Raw genomic sequence first — 17,066 nt, 5'->3', positions numbered from 1 at the left:
GATCTTCGTCGGAACACGGGCAACTCGATCTCCGGGACACGAGAGATGAATTTGGCGAACGGCGTGATCGATCAACTCGAGACGGCGCTGGCGAGCCCGGAGCTGTCGAAGCGCGCCGAGCTCCTGCGACAAGTCGCAGACCTCTTCGTGTTCGGCTCGGGCAAGTTCACCGAGGGACAGATTGATCTGTTCGACGAGGTGATGAGCACGCTGCTCCAGAATATCGAATGCGCCGCCCGGGCGACCTTCGGGAGCCGGCTTTCCAGATTGCCTGACGCTCCGCCCCGGACGATCCGCTTGCTGGCGTTTGACGATGCGCCCGAGGTGGCCGCGCCGGTGCTCGAGCATTCGCCACGGCTCGACGAGGTGACGTTGGCGGAGAACGCGCGGACCAGGAGCCAGGATCACCTGCTGGCCATCGCCGGGCGCAGCCAGTTGACGGAACCCGTCACCGATGTCCTCGTCCAACGCGGCAACAATGATGTTGCCGTACGGACTGCCGGCAACGGCGGAGCCAGATTCTCGCCCCAGGGGATGTCCATGCTCGTCAAGCGGGCGCGGGACAATGGCGCGCTCGCCATGTGCATCTGGTCTCGCCCGGATATTCCGCGCGAGACCCTGCTGAAATTGTTCGTCCATGCATCCGAGATGGTGCGGTGCAAGCTGGAAGCTGCCGATCCCCGCCGGGCAGTCCTGATCCGCAGCGCCGTCGCGGAGGCCTCCGACGAGCTTCAGATGACGGCACGGGTGGGCTCGAGCGAGCATGCCCGGGCGATGGCCGAGGTGAGGTCCCTGCACTCTGGGGGAGTACTCGACGAGGCCAGGGTGCTCGGCTTCATCGGCGAGCGAAACTTCGACAAGACCGCAATTGCCCTGTCGCTCATGAGCGATCTGCCGATCGGAGCGATCGAGCGTGCGCTGGTCCGCTCCGAGCCCGAGCAAATTCTCATTCTCGCGAAGGCCATCGGACTATCCTGGGACACGACGAAGGCGATCTTGACGTTTCAGCGCGGCTCGGCCCCCGAGGCGAAAGCACGATTGGAGCAGTGCTTTGCGAGCTTCTTCCGGTTGAAGCCGAATACCGCGAAGGCTGCGCTCCAGTTCTATCGGCTCCGCGAGCGGGCCGGCCAGGGTGCTGTCCATTAGCGGAGGCAAACCAAAAATTAAGTGCTTATCCGGTATATTCGAACCGAGATGAGATGGATGCCCCGACACATGCATTCCCTCTCAAGCTTTGTAGCTTCATTCAAACTCTTCGATGCTTGAAGCCTCGGCGCAAGACCAAGAACTGACGCTTAAAGCACATTCTTGGTCTCGCGTCTTTTTCAGAGCTTTTTCAGAAACCTTCAATCGCCAAAAGTGCTGCGTCTTCAGAGTCAAGGATTCGGCACTTCATCCGTATTGTCAGGATGCAATCGATCATGTGTCGCGATGTTCTCGCGCCGCTCCACCTTAAGTACCGACATCCGCCGCACCTGCTTGGAGGTGGACGGCATTGCGCACCGACGCCTTCCTCCTACATGACCATGGGAACTATTGGGGGGAAGACCATGCGATCTGTCGTCGTCACCGGCGCGTCCACCGGCATCGGCTGGGCCATCGCGCAATATTTGATTGCGCGCGGCTATCGCGTTTTCGGCAGCGTCCGCAAGCAGGCCGACGCCGACCGGCTCACGGGTGAGTTCGGCCAAAACTTCACGCCGCTGCTGTTCGACGTCACCGACGAGGCCGCCGTGCTGGCGGCCGCGCGCCAGGTGCGCGAGGTGCTGGGCGGCGAGACGCTGGCGGGCCTCGTCAACAATGCCGGCGTTGCCGTCGCCGGTCCCGTGCTCGAATTGTCGGCGGATGATTTCCGCCGCCAGATGGACGTCAACGTCATCGGCCCTGTGATTGCGACGCAGGCGTTCGGGCCGCTGCTCGGCGCAGATCCGTCGCTGAACGGGCCGAAAGGGCGGATCGTCATGATCAGCTCGGTCGCAGGCAAGAATGGCAATCCGCTGTCGGCGCCCTACTGCACCTCCAAGCACGCCATCGAGGGCCTGTCGGAGAGCCTGCGCCGCGAGCTGATGCTGTTCGGCATCGACGTCATCATCGTCGCGCCCGGCGCAGTGAAGACGCCAATCTGGAGCAAGGCCGAGCAGTTCGATATGTCGGTCTACCAGAACTCGCCCTATCTCCCGGCGCTCAACAAGGTCATGGCGTTCATGATGAAGCTCGGCGAGACCGGGCTGCCGGCCGAACGTATCGCCGAGGTCGTCTTCGAGGCCCTCACGGCTGCGAGGCCCAAGGTTCGCTACCAGATCACGCCCGACCGGATGCGGCACTTCATGACGGCCGCACTGCCCAAGCGAACGGTCGACCGCATCATCGCCAAGCGGCTCGGGCTGCTGCCGCAAGGCTGAAGCGGCCGCTCAACCTGCCACGGCCGTCCGTCCGCGCGGATGGGCGGCCATCGCGATCAGCCGCAACGCCATCATGGCCAGCAGCGGAATGAGGAACGCGACATAGAGCGGCATCGCCGGCACGCGCTTGCAGAACGACACCATGAACTGGAACCAGAGATAGTAGCCGCCTACGAGGTGCAGCGCGCGCCAGGCGCGCGGTCCGAGCAGCTCGGCGGTGCGGTCGAATGAGGTCGCGCTCATGGCGATGATGACGGCGTAGCCGATGCCGCCGAAGATGTAGGAGGTTGGTGAGGTCGCCTCCGCAAAGCCGGCCGGGTCCATCTTCGCGAAAACGACGATCGCGAGAGCATGGATGGCGTGGGAGGCCGCAAAGCTCAGGCCCAGATAACGGCGGTTGCGGCGCTGCCAGCGCGTCCAGGCGTTCGGCCACAGCCGCGCCAGCGCAGCGGCACCGAAGGCCAGGCAGAACAGCAGCAGCGAGCTGCGCGCCGTGAAGCGGATGACCATGCGCATGCCCTCGACCTCGAAGTGCCGCATCGAGGCGATCCAGAGGCTTAAGGCAATCAGGCTCAGCGTGAGGACGGCGAGCAGCCGCCAGCCTTCGAACCAGCTTTGCCGTTGCGACATGGTGGTCTCCTCTATCATGTAATCATCGATTACATTTCGGGCGGCGTGATCGTCAATAATGTAATCTCTGCTTACATTCACGTTCGGGTGATGCTAGAAGACGCCATGCCCGCCCGTCAGACCTCCAAGCGTCAGACATCCAAGTCCCGCACCCTTCGCCAGACATCGGAAGCCCGGCCCTATCATCACGGCGACCTCCGCCGCGTGCTGATCGACGCTGCGCTGCAACTGGCGGCCGAGGGCGCCGAGGTGTCCGTGCGCGAGGCTGCGCGGCGGGCTGCGGTGTCGCCGGGGGCACCGTTCCGGCACTTCCCCAACCGCGATGCGCTGATGGCGGCGGTGGCCGGGGAGGCGCAGCGGCGCTTCCGCGTCGAGATCGAGGCCGCGCTGAGGGAAGTGCCATCGGCCGACCCGCTGGCCCGCTTCCGCGCTTTCGGCATCGCTTATGTACGCTGGGCGATACGTAACCCCGCGCATTTCGAGATCATCTCCACCGGCCGCTATTTCGCCCATGGCGGCTCGGCCGAGCTGACGCGCGACAATGCCGAGCTGGTCGCGCTGACCGAGCAGATGCTGGCTGACGCGGCCGAGCAGGGCCTGCTGCAATCGGCGGATCTCAAACGCGTCCTGATCGCCGGCCGCGCCCTGATTTACGGTTTTGCCCGGATGAACCTCGACGGCCATTTTCCGCGCTGGGGCGTGGCGGAGGACGAGATCGAGCGGATGGCGGAGGCGGTGATCGATCTGTTCATCGTGGGGATCGCCAAGCCCTAGCGTGCTCGGCGTGCCGCCTTTCGCCCACCCGCTAACATTAAGCGAAGGTCGGTTCGCTGGTCGCGTTGCTTGTCCGTGACCGTTCAATTACAGTTTTATGACACGGTGCAGGCTTCCGGCTGCGCCGAACGCCGCAGGCCCGCCAGACGGCCTGGCATCACCCGCCGGACCAGAAGTTGCGTGTTGTTGATGGCGTCCGCGCCCAATTCAGGTCCTTCCGCCACCACCGCCGTTCTGGCGAGCGTCGCCGCGCTCGGCATCTGGCGGCTGCTCGCGGTTGCCGCACCGCATCTTGCCGCCCTCGCTCTCATGTACGAGACCGAGACCGATTTCGGCTCGCGCCTGTCCTTCTTGCTCGCCTGGGGCATCCTCAACTTCTTCTGGATCACGTTGTTGCGCCGGCCGGCGCTGTCGGGCGCATTGTCGCTGACCATGGTCGTGGTACTGGTGCTGCTATCGCGGCTCAAGCACGACGTCGTGCAGATGACGGTCAACTTCATCGACCTGATGATGATCGACCGCGACACGGTCGCGTTCCTGTTCACGATCTTCCCGAACTTGCGCTGGTCGGTGATCGGCGCCGGCTTCGTCACGCTGCCGCTGATGTATGCGCTGTGGTGGCTCGATCCGTTCCGCATCCGCCGCCTGCCGGCGCTCGCCGCGATGCTCGCCTGTCTCGCGGGGGTGGTCGGATATTCCGTCTATCATCCTGATGAAGCTTGGCGCGGCTATTACGACGACGGCTATCTCTCAAAGTTCTTCCGCTCCGGCGTCACCGCCGTCTCCGATTTCGTGCAGTACGGCTTCATGGAGTCGGACGCCTCGACCAATGAGCGGCTCAACATGCCGCTGGTCGACGCCTGCCATCCGGCCGGCCGCCGGCCGAACATCATCATGATCCATGATGAATCGAGTTTTGACATCCGCGCCGCACAGGGCATCAAGGTGCCGCCGGGTTACGGCAGTCACTTCAAGTCCTGGGACGGTAAGGAGCGCACATTTCTGGCCGAGAGCAATGGCGGGCCTAGCTGGTTCACCGAATACAATGTGCTTGCGGGTCTTTCCTCGCGCTCGTTCGGCCGCTTCGCCTATTTCGTGACGCGTATTGCGTCGGGCCGCGTCGAGCGCGGCCTGCCGCTGGCGCTGCGCCGGTGCGGCTACGACACCATGTCGCTCTATCCCGCCTATGGCGGCTTCATGGGTGCGCGCAGCTTCCAGGTGACGACCGGCGTCGAGCGCTTCCTCGACTCCAGGGATCTCGGCGCGAAGGACGTCGAGCCCGACAGCTTCTTCTACGACAAGGCGCTGCGGCTGATGGGCGAGCGGACGCCGAACAAGCCGTTGTTCAGCTTCATCTATCTCGGCGCCAATCATTTCCCCTGGGAGACGCGCTTCCGCCCCGATCTGGTGCCGAACTGGCGCGCGCCGGGCAACGCGCCGTCGATCGACGAATATCTGCGCCGGCAGGCGATGAGCGCCGAGCAATACAAGTCCTTCATTGCGGGCTTGAAGAAGAATTTTCCGGGCGAGCCTTTCCTGATCGTGCGCTACGGCGATCACCAGCCCGAGTTCGCGCCCAATCTGCTCGAGCCCGGGCTCGACGAAGGCGCGATCGGCAAGAAGCTCGACGCTTATGATCCGCGCCTCTATGCGACCTATTACGCGATCGACGCCGTCAATTTCGAGCCGGTGAAGAGCGATACGGTGATGGACACGGTCGACGGTCCCTATCTGCCGCTGGTGATCCAGGAGGCGGCCGGCATTCCGCTCGATCCGTCCTTCGCCGAGCAGAAGGAAATCATGCTCCGCTGCAACGGCATCTTCTACGGCTGCAAGGACGGCGCCGAGGCGCGGCGGCTCAACCGGCTGCTGATCAATGCGGGGATGATACACGGGCTTTAAGGCTGTTTGCCCGTCCGAGCGCTGCTCTTTCCCCGTCACCCTGAAAGCTTCACAAGCTCTCAGGATGACGGCTTGGGTACGAGCGTGCGCGGCACAGGCCTACTGCCTGCCGACCTTCTCCCACAGCCACCTCGCCACCACATCCGGCGATGAATTCGCGTCATTGCCGCTGGCGCGCAGGTTTGCTTCGCGCATGGTGGCGATGTCGATCTTGCCGAGCAGCGGGCTCAGCGCCGCTTTGAGCCGCTCGTCGCCGGCGCGCTTCGGCGCAAGCAGCAGGATGGCATCGTAAGGCGGGATCGCGTGCTTGGGATCGTCGAGCGTCACCAGATCGTATTTCGCGATCAGCCCGTCGCTGGTGTAGCCGGCGATCACGTCGACCTCGCCGCTCGCGACCGCCGCATACATGAAGTCCGGCTGCATCTGGCGCTGCGCGCTGAACTGAAGGCCATAGGCCTGTCGCAGCGCCGCCCATTCCGGCCGCGAGAAGAATTCGTAATCGCCGGCAATCGACATCGTTGAAGCGTGCGCGGCGAGATCGGCGATGGTGTGGATGCCGAGCGCGTCGGCGCGCGTCTTCGGCATCACCAGCGCATAAGCATTCTCGAAACCGAGCTCGCCGAGCAGCGTGATGTTGTCCTTTGCTAGAGCCGTCTTCAAATCTGTCACCAGCTCCGCGCGCGGCTTGATGTCGGTGCGGTGCAGCTGGTTGGCCCAGAGCGTGCCGGAATAGTCGACATAGAGATCGATATCGCCGGCCTTCAGCGCCCCGAAGATCACGCTCGAGCCGAGACCGGACCGTGCCGCGGCGGAGAAACCGGCTGCCTGGAGGCGGTCCCTCAGCAGGGCCGAGAGCACATATTGCTCGGCGAAGGTCTTTGCACCGACCACATAGCCGGACGACGAACGTCCCATCGTCGGCACCAGCGTCGCCGCAACCAGCGCCGCGATCCCGATCGCACCGAGTCCGGCACCCAGGCGGCTGCGATTGCGCAGGCCGCTCTCGACGAGGCCAAGCAGCTGATCGACGGCGAGCGCGAGCAGGGCCGAGGCCAGGCAGCCGAACAGCACGAATACCCAGTTCTGGGTCTGCAACCCCGCGAAAATGTAATTGCCGAGGCTGGTTTGACCGATCGGCGTCGACAGCGTCGCGGTGCCGATCACCCACACGGCGGCGGTGCGGATGCCGGCCATCATCACTGGCAGTGCCAGCGGCAGCTCGACCATGACGAGCGACTGCCGCGCCGTCATGCCGACGCCCTTGGCGGCTTCGATCAGAGCGGGGTCGATGCCGTTGAGCCCGGTGATGCCGTTGCGCAGCACCGGCAGCATCGAATAGAGCGCCAGCGCCAGCATCGCCGGCAGGAATCCGAATGCGGAGAAGGAGACGCCGAACCATTTCAGCGTCACGGACGCCGCGAGCAGCAGCAGCGGGTAGAACAGCGCGAGCAGCGCCAGCCCCGGCACGGTCTGCACGATGCTGGCGAGCGCGAGCAGGATGGCGCGCGGCGCCGGGCGGTTGCGTGTGAGGATTGCGAGCGGCAGGCTGACTATCAGGCCGAGCGCGAGCGCGGCGAGGCTCACCCGCACATGATTGCCGAGATAATCGGGCAAATGCGACAGCGCCTCGCCCCAGCGCGGATCATTGAAGAAGCTCATGCCGCACCGCCCTGTGGCAAGAGCGCGTTCAGCCGCTCGACCTGGCGCCGCGGCGTGCTTAGCAGCTCCAGCACATAGGCATCGCTGCTCGTCGAGAGCTCAGACGGCGTGCCCTGCGCGAGCAGCTTGCCGCCGCGCATGACCGCGATGCGGTCGGCAAGCAAAATCGCCTCCGTCATGTCGTGCGTAATCATCACGGTTGTCAGGCCGAGCTTGCGGTGCAGCTCGCGAAAATCCTCGCCGAGCGCATCACGGGTGAGGGGATCGAGCGCGCCGAATGGCTCGTCCATCAGCAAGATGCGAGGCTTTGCTGCCAGCGCCCGTGCCACGCCGACGCGCTGGCGCTGCCCGCCCGAGAGTGCCTCCGGCAGCCTGTCACGATGGGTGGCACGGTCGAGCTGGACGAGCTCCAGCAACTCGTCGACGCGCGTCGCGATCGCCGCTGCCGGCTCGCCCAGCAGCTTTGGCGTGATCCCGATATTGTCGGCGACATTTAGATGCGGAAACAGCCCGCCGCTCTGGAAGACGTAGCCGATCCGGCGCCGCAGCGCGACCGGATCGATGTTTTGGACGTCCTCGCCCTCGACCGTGATGATGCCGTCATCGGCCTCGATCAGCCGGTTGGCAAGCCGCACCAGCGTCGTCTTGCCCGAGCCCGAGCCGCCGACGATGGCCAGAAATTCACCCTCGGCGATGTCGAGCGACACGTCGTCGACGGCCCTGAGGGGGCCGAAGCTCTTGGTGACGCGGGAATAGCCAATCATCGGTCTGGACGGCATCGGGCGGGGGCTCACTTCGCTGACCCGCCCGTGGAGGGAGGGGATGACGAGGCCCATGCGTAGCACGCTTGGCGCCTTGATTGAACTTGGTCGCGCGAGCGGCTAAGGCATCAAGCCAAGTTCGGAGGAAACACATGACTACGCCCACGGCAGTGGCGCTGGAAGATGCCAAGGTCGCGTTCCGGCTGGGGGACGGGCGGGTCTATACGGCGGTGGAGAAGGCCCATCTCGCAGTCGCGCAGGGCGAGTTCGTCGCCATTGTCGGCCCGACCGGCTGCGGAAAATCCACGCTGCTCAATGTCGCCGCCGGGCTGCTCAAACCGGCCGCCGGCAGCGTCAAGATCTTTGATCGGCCGCTCGCCGGGCTGAACCGGGATGCCGGTTATCTTTTCCAGGCCGATGCGCTGTTCCCCTGGAAGACGGCGCTCGACAATGTCGCGATCGGGCTCGAGATCAAGGGCACACCACGCAGCGAGGCGCTGCCGCAGGCGCAAAAATGGCTCACCTCCGTAGGTCTCGGCGCGTTTGCCAACCGCTATCCGCACATGCTCTCCGGCGGCCAGCGCAAGCGTGTGGCGTTGGCGCAGGTCCTGATCCGCGACCCGAAGATCCTGCTGATGGACGAGCCGTTCGGGCCGCTCGATGCGCAGACGCGCCAGGTGATGGGCAATCTGCTGCTCGACCTCTGGAATGCCGACCGCAAGGCCGTGCTGTTCGTAACCCACGATCTCGAAGAGGCGATCGCGCTTGCGGATCGCGTCGTGATCATGTCGGCGGGACCGTCCTCGCGCATCATCGGCGACTGGCGCGTGCAGCTCGCCCGCCCGCGTGACATCTTCGAGGTGCGGATGGACAAGGACTTCCACGCGCTGCATCGAGAGATCTGGAGTGTGCTCAAGGACGAGGTGATGAAGGGCTACGCGCAATCCACCCACGCGGCGGAGGCCGTCTGATGTCGCGCGTCACGCTGCTTGCCTTGCAAGTCCTGGTCGCGATCGTCTGCATCGTGCTGTGGCAGTTGCTGTCGACCGTGCCGGTGTTCGGCAAGATCCTGCTGCCGCCGTTCTTCTTCTCCAACCCGGTCGACGTGTTCGAGCAGATCGTCAAATGGTTCGTCTCCGGCGTGATCTGGAAGCATCTCTGGATCACGCTGGTGGAATCGATCCTCGCCTTCGTGATCGGATCGCTCGGCGGCGTCCTCATCGGCTTCTGGTTCGCGCGCCAGCCGCTGGTGGCCGCGGTGTTCGACCCCTATGTGAAGATGGTCAATGCGTTGCCGCGTGTGGTGCTGGCGCCGATCTTCGCGCTGTGGCTGGGGCTTGGCATCTGGTCCAAGGTCGCGCTCGGCGTGACGCTGGTGTTCTTCATCGTGTTCTTCAACGTCTACCAGGGCGTCAAGGAAGTCAGCCGCACCGTGCTCGACAACGGCCGCATGCTCGGCATGAGCGAGGGGCAGCTAATGCGGCACGTCTATTGGCCGTCGGCGCTGTCGTGGATGTTCTCCTCGCTGCACACCTCGGTCGGCTTCGCCGTGGTCGGCGCCGTCGTCGGCGAATATCTGGGATCGGCGGCAGGCCTCGGCTATCTGATCCAGCAGGCCGAAGGCGTGTTCGACGTCGCCGGCGTGTTCGCCGGCATGTTTGTGCTGTCGGCCTTCGTCATCCTGATCGATTTTGGTGTCACGCTGGTCGAGCGGCGGCTATTGGTCTGGCGGCCGACCGTGGACGGCCGCGGCTAGCGGCAAAAGGGCCCGCGCATCTGCGCGAACCCCGATAGCAAATGCTCAATCCAGCAGCTTGACGTCGTCGGGCGCCTGCGGCGGCGTCTTGATCGCGATCGCCTTGACCTGGCCGCTGATCGGCTTGGTGCCGCCATGCGGCGTGCCCTTCGGGATGATGACGAGATCGCCCGGCTTCACCGTCACTTCCTTGTCGCCGAGCCAGATCGTCCCGGTGCCGTCCAGGATGTACTGAATCTCGTAGGTGTTGGGATGCAGGTGTTTCGGCACATTGCCGACTTGGATCGACACGGTCGAGCCATCAGCGGTCATGAACGTCTTCGAACGGTATCCGACTTGGTTGGCGGGGCCGAGTGCGTCGCCTTCCATGTCGCCGGTATGGATGATCTGCGCGGTGATGTTTTCGGCGGCGAGCGCCGGCCCGAGCAAGTAGGTCGCGCCGCATCCGGCGACAAAGGCAGCGGTGATCGACAGCCCGGCAGCAAGGCGATTCATGGATGATCCTCCCCTCAGAGATTATTGTTGTGGGCGCATGCTATTGCGCCGAAAGGCCAATGGCCAGTGCCACTTAAGCGGTGCTTCTCAAGCCAGTTGCGCTGCTCTATGGTGCCGCCAGCCGAACGGAGGAAACCAATGAAGAACACGATTGCCAGGCTCGCTGGCGCGCTGCTCGCGCTGACGCTCACCACCGGTCTTGCCGCAGCGCAAAGCAAGGTGACCATCGCGATAGGTGGCGGCGCCTGCCTGTGCTATTTGCCGACGGTGCTGGCCAAGCAGCTCGGCGAGTACGAGAAGGCCGGCCTCAATGTCGAGCTGGTCGATCTCAAGGGGGGCTCGGACGCGCTCAAGGCCGTGCTCGGCGGCAGTGCCGACGTGGTTTCCGGTTATTTCGACCATTGCGTCAACCTGGCGGCCAAGAAGCAGGAGCTGCAGGCTTTCGTGGTCTATGACCGCTATCCCGGGCTTGTGCTGGTCGTCGCACCGTCGCATAGCGGGGACATCAAATCGGTCAAGGATCTGGCCGGCAAGAGGGTCGGTGTCAGCGCGCCCGGCTCCTCCACCGACTTCTTCCTGAAATATCTTCTGAAGAAGAATGGGCTCGATCCGGCCGGCACCGCCGTGATCGGCGTCGGCCTCGGCGCCACGGCCGTCGCTGCAATGGAGCAGGGTCAGATCGATGCCGCGGTGATGCTAGATCCCTCCGTCACCGTGCTCCAGGGCACCCACAAGGATTTGCGCATTCTCAGCGACACCCGCACCCAAAAGGACACGCTAGAGACGTTCGGCGGGGAATATCCGGGCGGCGCGCTGTACTCGACACTGGCCTGGATCAATGGACATGAGAAGGAGACGCAGGCGCTGACCAACGCAATGCTGGCCACGATCGCCTGGATCCATTCGCATTCGCCCGAAGAGATCATGGCCAAGATGCCGGACGAGATGGTCGGCAAGAACAAGGACCTTTATCTCGCCGCGCTGAAGAACACGATCCCGATGTTCTCCGAGACCGGCAAGATGGATCCCAAGGGCGCCGACGCCGTGCTGGCGGTGTTCAGCGTCGGTTCGCCCGAGGTGGCCAACGCCAAAATCGACGTCAGCAAGACTTTTACCAACAAGTTCGTCGACCAGGCTAAGAAGACCACGGGGAGCGCCAAATAACTGACGCGAAGGCTTGGTAATCAGGCGTCATGACGTCACTCACCATTCATCGCGTCTCGACGCTTGAACTTGCCGTGCGCCCCGTCGTCTGGCCGTTCGCCGGGGACCGGCGCGCCGAGATCGAGGCGCATTTCGCCGAGCAGCAACGTGCGCGGCCGAAAATCTGGAACGGCCGAGTGCTGCTCGGGCGCGATGCCGTCTTCACCGGCGGTCATCTCGCCGCGACCTATTTCGAGACGGATTTCGCCAGCTTCCTGGCTTGGCGCGACTGGGGCTTTCCTGATCCGGCCGTGTTCAATGGGTTCGGCATGGCCGCTCTACGCACCTCCGACGGCGCCTTCGTGATGGGCGAGATGGCACATCACACCGCCAATGCGGGACGCATCTATTTCGCGTCAGGCACACCCGATCTCGATGATGTCAGGGACGGCACGCTTGACATTCCCGGCAGCGTCGTCCGCGAGCTCGAGGAGGAGACCGGCCTGCTTCCCGCCGATTATTCGGCAGAGGCGGACTGGCATTGTGTCGTCACCGGCAGCGCACTTGCAATGATACAGATCCTCAACCTGGATATGCCGGGTGAAGCTGCTCGCGCGCGGATCGAAGCCAATCTGGCTCGCCAGGACGAACCGGAGCTTTCGGCCATCCATCTCGTGCGCGGGATGGATGATCTCACGCCGACCATGCCGCGATTTGTCACGGCCTTCATCGCGCAGCAGTTCGCCTCGCGCTGACGCGCGAGGCTTGACATCGCGCGCCCCAGCCCATGTGATGGGCGCAAAAGCAAAACAAAAAATTGCAATGCACAATCGTCCAGGGAGGTTTAGATGCGCCTCCTACAGCAACCAGTAGCGGCGGAGCGGGGCGGTGCTGGAGGTCAGCGGGCTGGTGAAGCGGTTTGGCGGCTTCACCGCTGTCAATAACGTGTCGTTTAGAGTCGAGCAGGGCGAGATTCTCGGTCTGATCGGTCCCAATGGCTCGGGCAAGAGCACGATCTTCAACATGCTCTCCGGCACGCTGGCGCCAAGCTCCGGATCGATCCTGTTCGATGGCTCGGAGATCGCGGGGCTGGTGCCGCACCGGATCATCAACCGGGGCATCGGCCGCACCTTCCAGATTCCGCGGCCGTTCCGGCGGCTGACGATTTTCGAGAACGTCGTGCTTGCCGGCTTCTATGGCCAGGGCCGCCATAGCCGCGTCAAGGCCGAGGAGGCGGCGGAGCGGTCACTCGCGATGGTGGGCCTGCCGACCGATCGCCACGCCAGCGTTGACGGCCTCGGCGCGGCCGGGCTGAAGAAGCTCGAGCTCGCCAAGGCGCTCGCCACCGCGCCAAAGCTTCTGCTTGCCGACGAGAGCCTCGGCGGTCTCGACGATGCCGAGATGGACCAGGCTGCCGACATGCTGCGCAACATCCGCGACGAGCTCGGCATCACTATCATCTGGGTTGAGCATATCATGGGCGTCCTGATGCGCGTCGTCGACCGCGTCATGGTGCTCGATCACGGCGAAAAAATTTCGGAAGGCCTGCCGAGCGCGGTTGCGGGCGATCCGCGCGTCATCGAGGTCTATCTCGGCACCGATGCCGAGACCACGCAGGCTGCGGCCGCCGAAGCGCGCCGCCGCGCGGGAGGCCAATGATGCTGGAGCTTCGCGGCGTCAATGCCGGCTACGGCACGTTCCAGGCGCTGTTCGACGTCAATCTCGACGTGAAGGCCGGTGAGGCCGTGGGCGTCATCGGTCCGAACGGCGCGGGCAAGACCACGCTGATGCGTGTCATCTCAGGCCTGATCCGTCCCTCGCGCGGATCGATTGCCATGGAGGGCGCCGACGTCGTCGCGACGCCGGCGCACAAGATCGTCAGCCTCGGGATCGCGCATGTGCCCGAGAACCGGCGGCTGTTTCCGCAGCTCACGGTCGACGACAATCTCAAGATGGGCGCCTTCATGAAGGAGGCGCGCGGCCATTATGCCGAGCGGCAGGAGGTCGTGTTCGACCTGTTTCCGCGGCTGAAGGAGCGCCGCCATCAGATGGCCGGCACCATGTCCGGCGGCGAGCAGCAGATGTGCGCGATCGGCCGCGCGCTGATGTCCAATCCAAAGCTCCTCCTGCTCGACGAGCCGTCCGCCGGGCTGGCGCCGGTGGTGGTGCAGCAGGTGTTTGAGCTCATGAAGCGGATTCGCGCGCGCGGACTGACGGTGCTGATCGTCGAGCAGAACGTGCAGCAGGTGCTGCGCGTGGTCGACCGGGCCTATCTGATCGAAGCCGGGACGATCCGCGCCTCAGGCACCTCGGCCGAGATGCTGGCGAGCGACACGGTCAAGGAAGCTTATCTCGGGGTGTGAAAGGGCGGGCGAGGGCATGCAGGCGTTCCTGGACATTTTCGACATCTATCTGCTGGAGGCCGTGATCAACGGCATCCTGCTCGGCGGCGTGCTGGCGCTGCTCGCGCTCGGGCTCAATTTGATCTTCGGCGTCATCGACGTGACCTGGATCTGCTACGCCGAGCTCGTGATGATCGGCATGTACGCGATGTACTTCCTGGTCCAGTATTACGGCATCAGCTATTTCATCGCAGCGCCACTGACCATTCTGCTGGTCGCGATCCTCGGCGCCTTGCTGCATTATCTCGTGATCGCGCCGCTGTTGACGGCGCCGCCGATCAACCAGCTGCTCGCGACCGGCGGCGTGCTGTTCGTGCTGCAGAGCTTTGCCACCGTCGCCTTCGGCATCGACTTCCGCAACCTCGGCATCCGCCTGCCGGTGCTCGCCTTCGGCGACATGAATTTCAGCTACGCGCGACTTCTGTCGTTCCTAGCGGCGCTGGTCGGCATGGTCGCGGTCTATCTGTTCATGACCCGCACCTTCACCGGCACCGCGATCCGCGCCATCTCGCAGGACCGCCAGATCATGGCGCTGATGGGCGTCGACACCAAACGGATCTATCTCATCACGTCCGCGATCGGCGGCGGGCTGGCCGGGCTCGCCGCCTGCCTCTTGGTGTTGCAATACGATGTGCATCCCTTCGTCGGCCTCTCGTTCGGGCCGATCACCTTCCTGATCTGCGTGCTCGGCGGCCTCGGCAATTTCATCGGCGGCTTCATTGCGGCCTTCGTGTTTGCCGAGATCATCTCGCTCGGCGGCTTGTTCTCCGATCTCGAATGGGGCTACGTGCTCGCCTTCGCCTTCTTCATCGTCATGATGTTCATCCGGCCCGCGGGCCTGCTCGCGAGGCGCCGATGATGGGGCAGGGCCGGCTTGTCGCATGGGGATTAGGACTGACCGCGCTGGTCGCGCTGCCGTTCGTGTATCGCGATCCCTATCATTTGCACATTCTGGTGCTGATCCTGATCTGGTCGTTCGCCTACACGTCGTGGTCGATGATGGGGCGGTTCGGCCTGGTCTCGCTCGGGCATGGCGGCTTCATGGGGATCGGCGCCTATGTCACCGCGCTGCTGTGGAACCATCTCGGCTTGTCGCCATGGATCGGGATTCCCGTCGGCATGGTCGCGGCCGGAGCGCTGGCGCTGATCGTCGGTTATCCCTGCTTCCGCTTCCGCATCACCGGGCATTACTTCGTGCTGGTGACGCTCGCGCTCTCCGGCATCGTGCTCCAGATCATCACGGCCACGCGCGACTATACCGGCGGTTCGCTCGGCTACACCCCGAACCGCGCCTCGGGCAACAAGCTGTTGGCGCTGCAATTCGACGACAAGACGACCTGGTATCTGATAGCGCTTGCGGTATGGCTCGGCGGCATCGTCGCCTGGCACCTGATCGATCGCAGCATGAGCCGCTACGCGCTCGAGGCGATCTCGGAGGACGAGGACGCGGCTGCCGCCGCCGGCGTCGACGTCACCGCGGAGAAACTGAAGATCACCTTGATCAGCGCCGTGATGACGGCACTGGCGGGCGCGATCTATTGCCAGTACCAGATGTTCATCACGCCCGACACCGTCTCCGGCATCGCGGTGTCGCTCCAGATGGTGTTCGCGGCCATCGTCGGCGGTCTGTTCGTCTCGCTCGGCCCGACCGTCGGCGCCGTCATCACCATCCTGCTCGCCGAAACCCTGCGCATCGGCTTCGGCACCAGGGCGGTTGGCTGGGACAATCTCGTCTACGGCGTGCTGCTGGTGCTTTTCATCATATTCCTTCCGAAGGGCATCCTTGGTAGCCTGCTCGACCGATTGAAGTCGCAACGCAAGGTGCCCCGCGCTCATGAGCAAAAAGCCGTCCAGATCGCTCGCCCAGGAACTTGACCGCTACATCACGCCATTCCGGCACGACGGGTCCGGCAAGTTTCGCCTGAAAGGCTACAAGACCAACGAGAAGGGCGATCTGGACAAGGAGGCGGCGCAGGAGATTCTCGACGCCAACAAGAAGCGGCTGGTCGCGTTCCAGGAGAAGCTCTACGCCCAGGACCGCTGGTCGGTGCTGATCGTGTTCCAGGCCATGGACGCCGGTGGCAAGGACAGTGCGATCAAGGCGATCTTCGAGGGCATCAACCCGCAGGGTTGCGAGGTGACTTCCTTCAAGGCACCGAGCAGCAAGGAGCTCGACCACGATTTCCTCTGGCGCCACGTCCTCGCGCTGCCGGAGCGCGGCCATATCGGCATCTTCAACCGCTCCCATTACGAGGAATGCCTGGTGACGCGCGTGCACCCGGAGATCCTCGCCAGGGAGAAGCTGCCGCAAAAGCTCGTGACGAAAAATATCTGGAAGGAGCGGTTCGAGGACATCTCCGCCTACGAACGTTATCTCTCCCGCAACGGCACCCTGGTGCTGAAGTTCTTTCTCAACGTCTCCAAGGAAGAGCAGCGCGCGCGTTTTCTCGACCGGCTGGAGGAGCCGGCCAAGCAGTGGAAGTTCTCGATGGGCGACATCGAGGAGCGCGCCTTGTGGCCGCGCTACCAGGCGGTCTATCAGGACATCGTGCGCCACACCGCCACGCGGCATGCGCCGTGGTATGTCGTGCCCGCCGACCACAAATGGTTTGCCCGCGTGGTGATCGGCTCCGTCATCGTCGCGGAGCTCGAAAAACTGGACCTGCGCTTTCCCCGCGCCGACAAGGCTTCGCTGGCGGAGTTCGAGAATGTGCGCAAGGCGCTGGAGAAGGAGGGGAAGGGGAAGCGGTAAGCGTGCCCACCAATCTTCGTTCGGACAGGAGAGATGGTGGGCACGGCACGAGTGCGCCTTTGCCCACCCTACGATTTCTGCGCAAGTCGGCTGTCAGTACGCCCGATCTCGAAAACAACCCCATGCACAGTAGCCGATAATCGTGAAATCAATGACTTGAATGACAGCGCAAATGATATTCGGATTCAAAGAATTTCGTTTGACCCGTCGGGCAAAACAGGGGCATGATGTCACCATTGCGCCGGTGCGGCTCTGATGTGGTCCGTCGTCGCGGAACCGCTCTGCAAATGTGATGCTCAGGCCATTTGATCCCGCTTGACAGTTTTATGTCACAGGAGGAGCATGCCGATGGTCGCAAACAAGCGACGCGTAACGTCCACCTCATGAGCA

17 protein-coding genes are annotated in these 17,066 nt (G+C 63.9%); 13 read left to right on the top strand and 4 right to left on the bottom strand.

Features of this window, described 5'->3' with window-relative positions:
• Nucleotides 1-45 precede the first annotated feature (45 nt).
• Nucleotides 46-1,146: a DUF2336 domain-containing protein gene (locus tag ABID59_RS11120; RefSeq protein WP_354083414.1), complete on the top strand. Its 1,101-nt coding sequence runs from the start codon at nucleotides 46-48 to the stop codon at nucleotides 1,144-1,146.
• 404 nt (nucleotides 1,147-1,550) lie between these two features.
• Nucleotides 1,551-2,402: an SDR family oxidoreductase gene (locus ABID59_RS11115; protein ID WP_148754186.1), complete on the top strand. Its 852-nt coding sequence runs from the start codon at nucleotides 1,551-1,553 to the stop codon at nucleotides 2,400-2,402.
• A gap of 9 nt (nucleotides 2,403-2,411) precedes the next feature.
• Here the strand turns inward: ABID59_RS11115 and ABID59_RS11110 are convergent, their stop codons facing one another.
• Nucleotides 2,412-3,032, bottom strand: coding sequence for a hypothetical protein (locus ABID59_RS11110; RefSeq protein ID WP_187435193.1), 621 nt, complete (start codon nucleotides 3,030-3,032; stop codon nucleotides 2,412-2,414).
• Between the two features lie 105 nt (nucleotides 3,033-3,137).
• Here ABID59_RS11110 and ABID59_RS11105 point away from each other — a divergent pair, with 105 nt between their 5' ends.
• Complete coding sequence (locus ABID59_RS11105) at nucleotides 3,138-3,806, top strand: TetR/AcrR family transcriptional regulator (protein WP_354083413.1); 669 nt, start codon at nucleotides 3,138-3,140, stop codon at nucleotides 3,804-3,806.
• A 189-nt stretch (nucleotides 3,807-3,995) separates the two neighbouring features.
• Nucleotides 3,996-5,708, top strand: coding sequence for a sulfatase-like hydrolase/transferase (locus ABID59_RS11100; protein WP_354083412.1), 1,713 nt, complete (start codon nucleotides 3,996-3,998; stop codon nucleotides 5,706-5,708).
• Between the two features lie 99 nt (nucleotides 5,709-5,807).
• Here the strand turns inward: ABID59_RS11100 and ABID59_RS11095 are convergent, their stop codons facing one another.
• Entirely contained in the window at nucleotides 5,808-7,367 is a 1,560-nt protein-coding gene (locus ABID59_RS11095; protein ID WP_148754190.1) for a glycine betaine ABC transporter substrate-binding protein, read from the bottom strand.
• The gene (locus ABID59_RS11090; protein WP_354083411.1) at nucleotides 7,364-8,146 is read right to left on the bottom strand and encodes an ATP-binding cassette domain-containing protein; all 783 of its coding nucleotides are present in this window, start codon (nucleotides 8,144-8,146) and stop codon (nucleotides 7,364-7,366) included. The genes ABID59_RS11095 and ABID59_RS11090 overlap by 4 nt, the downstream gene beginning before the upstream one ends.
• 134 nt (nucleotides 8,147-8,280) lie before the next feature.
• On the opposite strand from ABID59_RS11090, the gene ABID59_RS11085 reads away from it, so the two are divergent.
• Together ABID59_RS11085 and ABID59_RS11080 are read left to right on the top strand one after the other, a co-directional pair.
• Nucleotides 8,281-9,099: an ABC transporter ATP-binding protein gene (locus ABID59_RS11085; RefSeq protein ID WP_354034153.1), complete on the top strand. Its 819-nt coding sequence runs from the start codon at nucleotides 8,281-8,283 to the stop codon at nucleotides 9,097-9,099.
• A complete protein-coding gene (locus ABID59_RS11080) occupies nucleotides 9,099-9,884 on the top strand; it encodes an ABC transporter permease (protein ID WP_148754193.1) in 786 nt (261 codons plus the stop codon). The genes ABID59_RS11085 and ABID59_RS11080 overlap by 1 nt, the downstream gene beginning before the upstream one ends.
• A 45-nt stretch (nucleotides 9,885-9,929) precedes the next feature.
• On the opposite strand, the gene ABID59_RS11075 is transcribed toward ABID59_RS11080, so the two are convergent.
• Nucleotides 9,930-10,379, bottom strand: coding sequence for a cupin domain-containing protein (locus ABID59_RS11075; RefSeq protein ID WP_354083410.1), 450 nt, complete (start codon nucleotides 10,377-10,379; stop codon nucleotides 9,930-9,932).
• Nucleotides 10,380-10,517: 138 nt separating this feature from the next.
• On the opposite strand from ABID59_RS11075, the gene ABID59_RS11070 reads away from it, so the two are divergent.
• From ABID59_RS11070 to ABID59_RS11040, 7 genes are all read left to right on the top strand, one after another.
• A complete protein-coding gene (locus ABID59_RS11070; RefSeq protein WP_187435195.1) occupies nucleotides 10,518-11,543 on the top strand; it encodes an ABC transporter substrate-binding protein in 1,026 nt (341 codons plus the stop codon).
• A gap of 29 nt (nucleotides 11,544-11,572) precedes the next feature.
• Nucleotides 11,573-12,277, top strand: a complete 705-nt coding sequence (locus ABID59_RS11065; protein ID WP_354034148.1) for an NUDIX hydrolase — start codon at nucleotides 11,573-11,575, stop codon at nucleotides 12,275-12,277.
• 133 nt (nucleotides 12,278-12,410) lie between these two features.
• Nucleotides 12,411-13,181 carry an ABC transporter ATP-binding protein gene (locus tag ABID59_RS11060; RefSeq protein ID WP_354083409.1) on the top strand — a complete coding sequence of 257 codons (771 nt, stop codon included), beginning with the start codon at nucleotides 12,411-12,413 and terminating at the stop codon, nucleotides 13,179-13,181.
• Nucleotides 13,181-13,885 carry an ABC transporter ATP-binding protein gene (locus tag ABID59_RS11055; protein WP_354083610.1) on the top strand — a complete coding sequence of 235 codons (705 nt, stop codon included), beginning with the start codon at nucleotides 13,181-13,183 and terminating at the stop codon, nucleotides 13,883-13,885. Before ABID59_RS11060 ends, ABID59_RS11055 begins: the two co-directional genes overlap by 1 nt.
• A gap of 16 nt (nucleotides 13,886-13,901) precedes the next feature.
• Nucleotides 13,902-14,783 (top strand): branched-chain amino acid ABC transporter permease, encoded by an 882-nt coding sequence (locus ABID59_RS11050; RefSeq protein ID WP_148754197.1) that lies wholly within the window; start codon nucleotides 13,902-13,904, stop codon nucleotides 14,781-14,783.
• Nucleotides 14,780-15,799, top strand: coding sequence for a branched-chain amino acid ABC transporter permease (locus ABID59_RS11045; protein ID WP_148754198.1), 1,020 nt, complete (start codon nucleotides 14,780-14,782; stop codon nucleotides 15,797-15,799). Before ABID59_RS11050 ends, ABID59_RS11045 begins: the two co-directional genes overlap by 4 nt.
• Nucleotides 15,759-16,676 (top strand): polyphosphate kinase 2 family protein, encoded by a 918-nt coding sequence (locus ABID59_RS11040; protein WP_354083408.1) that lies wholly within the window; start codon nucleotides 15,759-15,761, stop codon nucleotides 16,674-16,676. The genes ABID59_RS11045 and ABID59_RS11040 overlap by 41 nt, the downstream gene beginning before the upstream one ends.
• The last annotated feature ends 390 nt before the right edge of the window (nucleotides 16,677-17,066 follow it).

Source organism: Bradyrhizobium sp. S3.3.6 (genome assembly GCF_040546905.1).
Taxonomy (GTDB): Bacteria; Pseudomonadota; Alphaproteobacteria; order Rhizobiales; family Xanthobacteraceae; genus Bradyrhizobium; species Bradyrhizobium cytisi.
The sequence above is the reverse complement of the archived record's forward strand: the minus strand, read 5'-3'. Positions and strand labels throughout refer to the sequence as shown.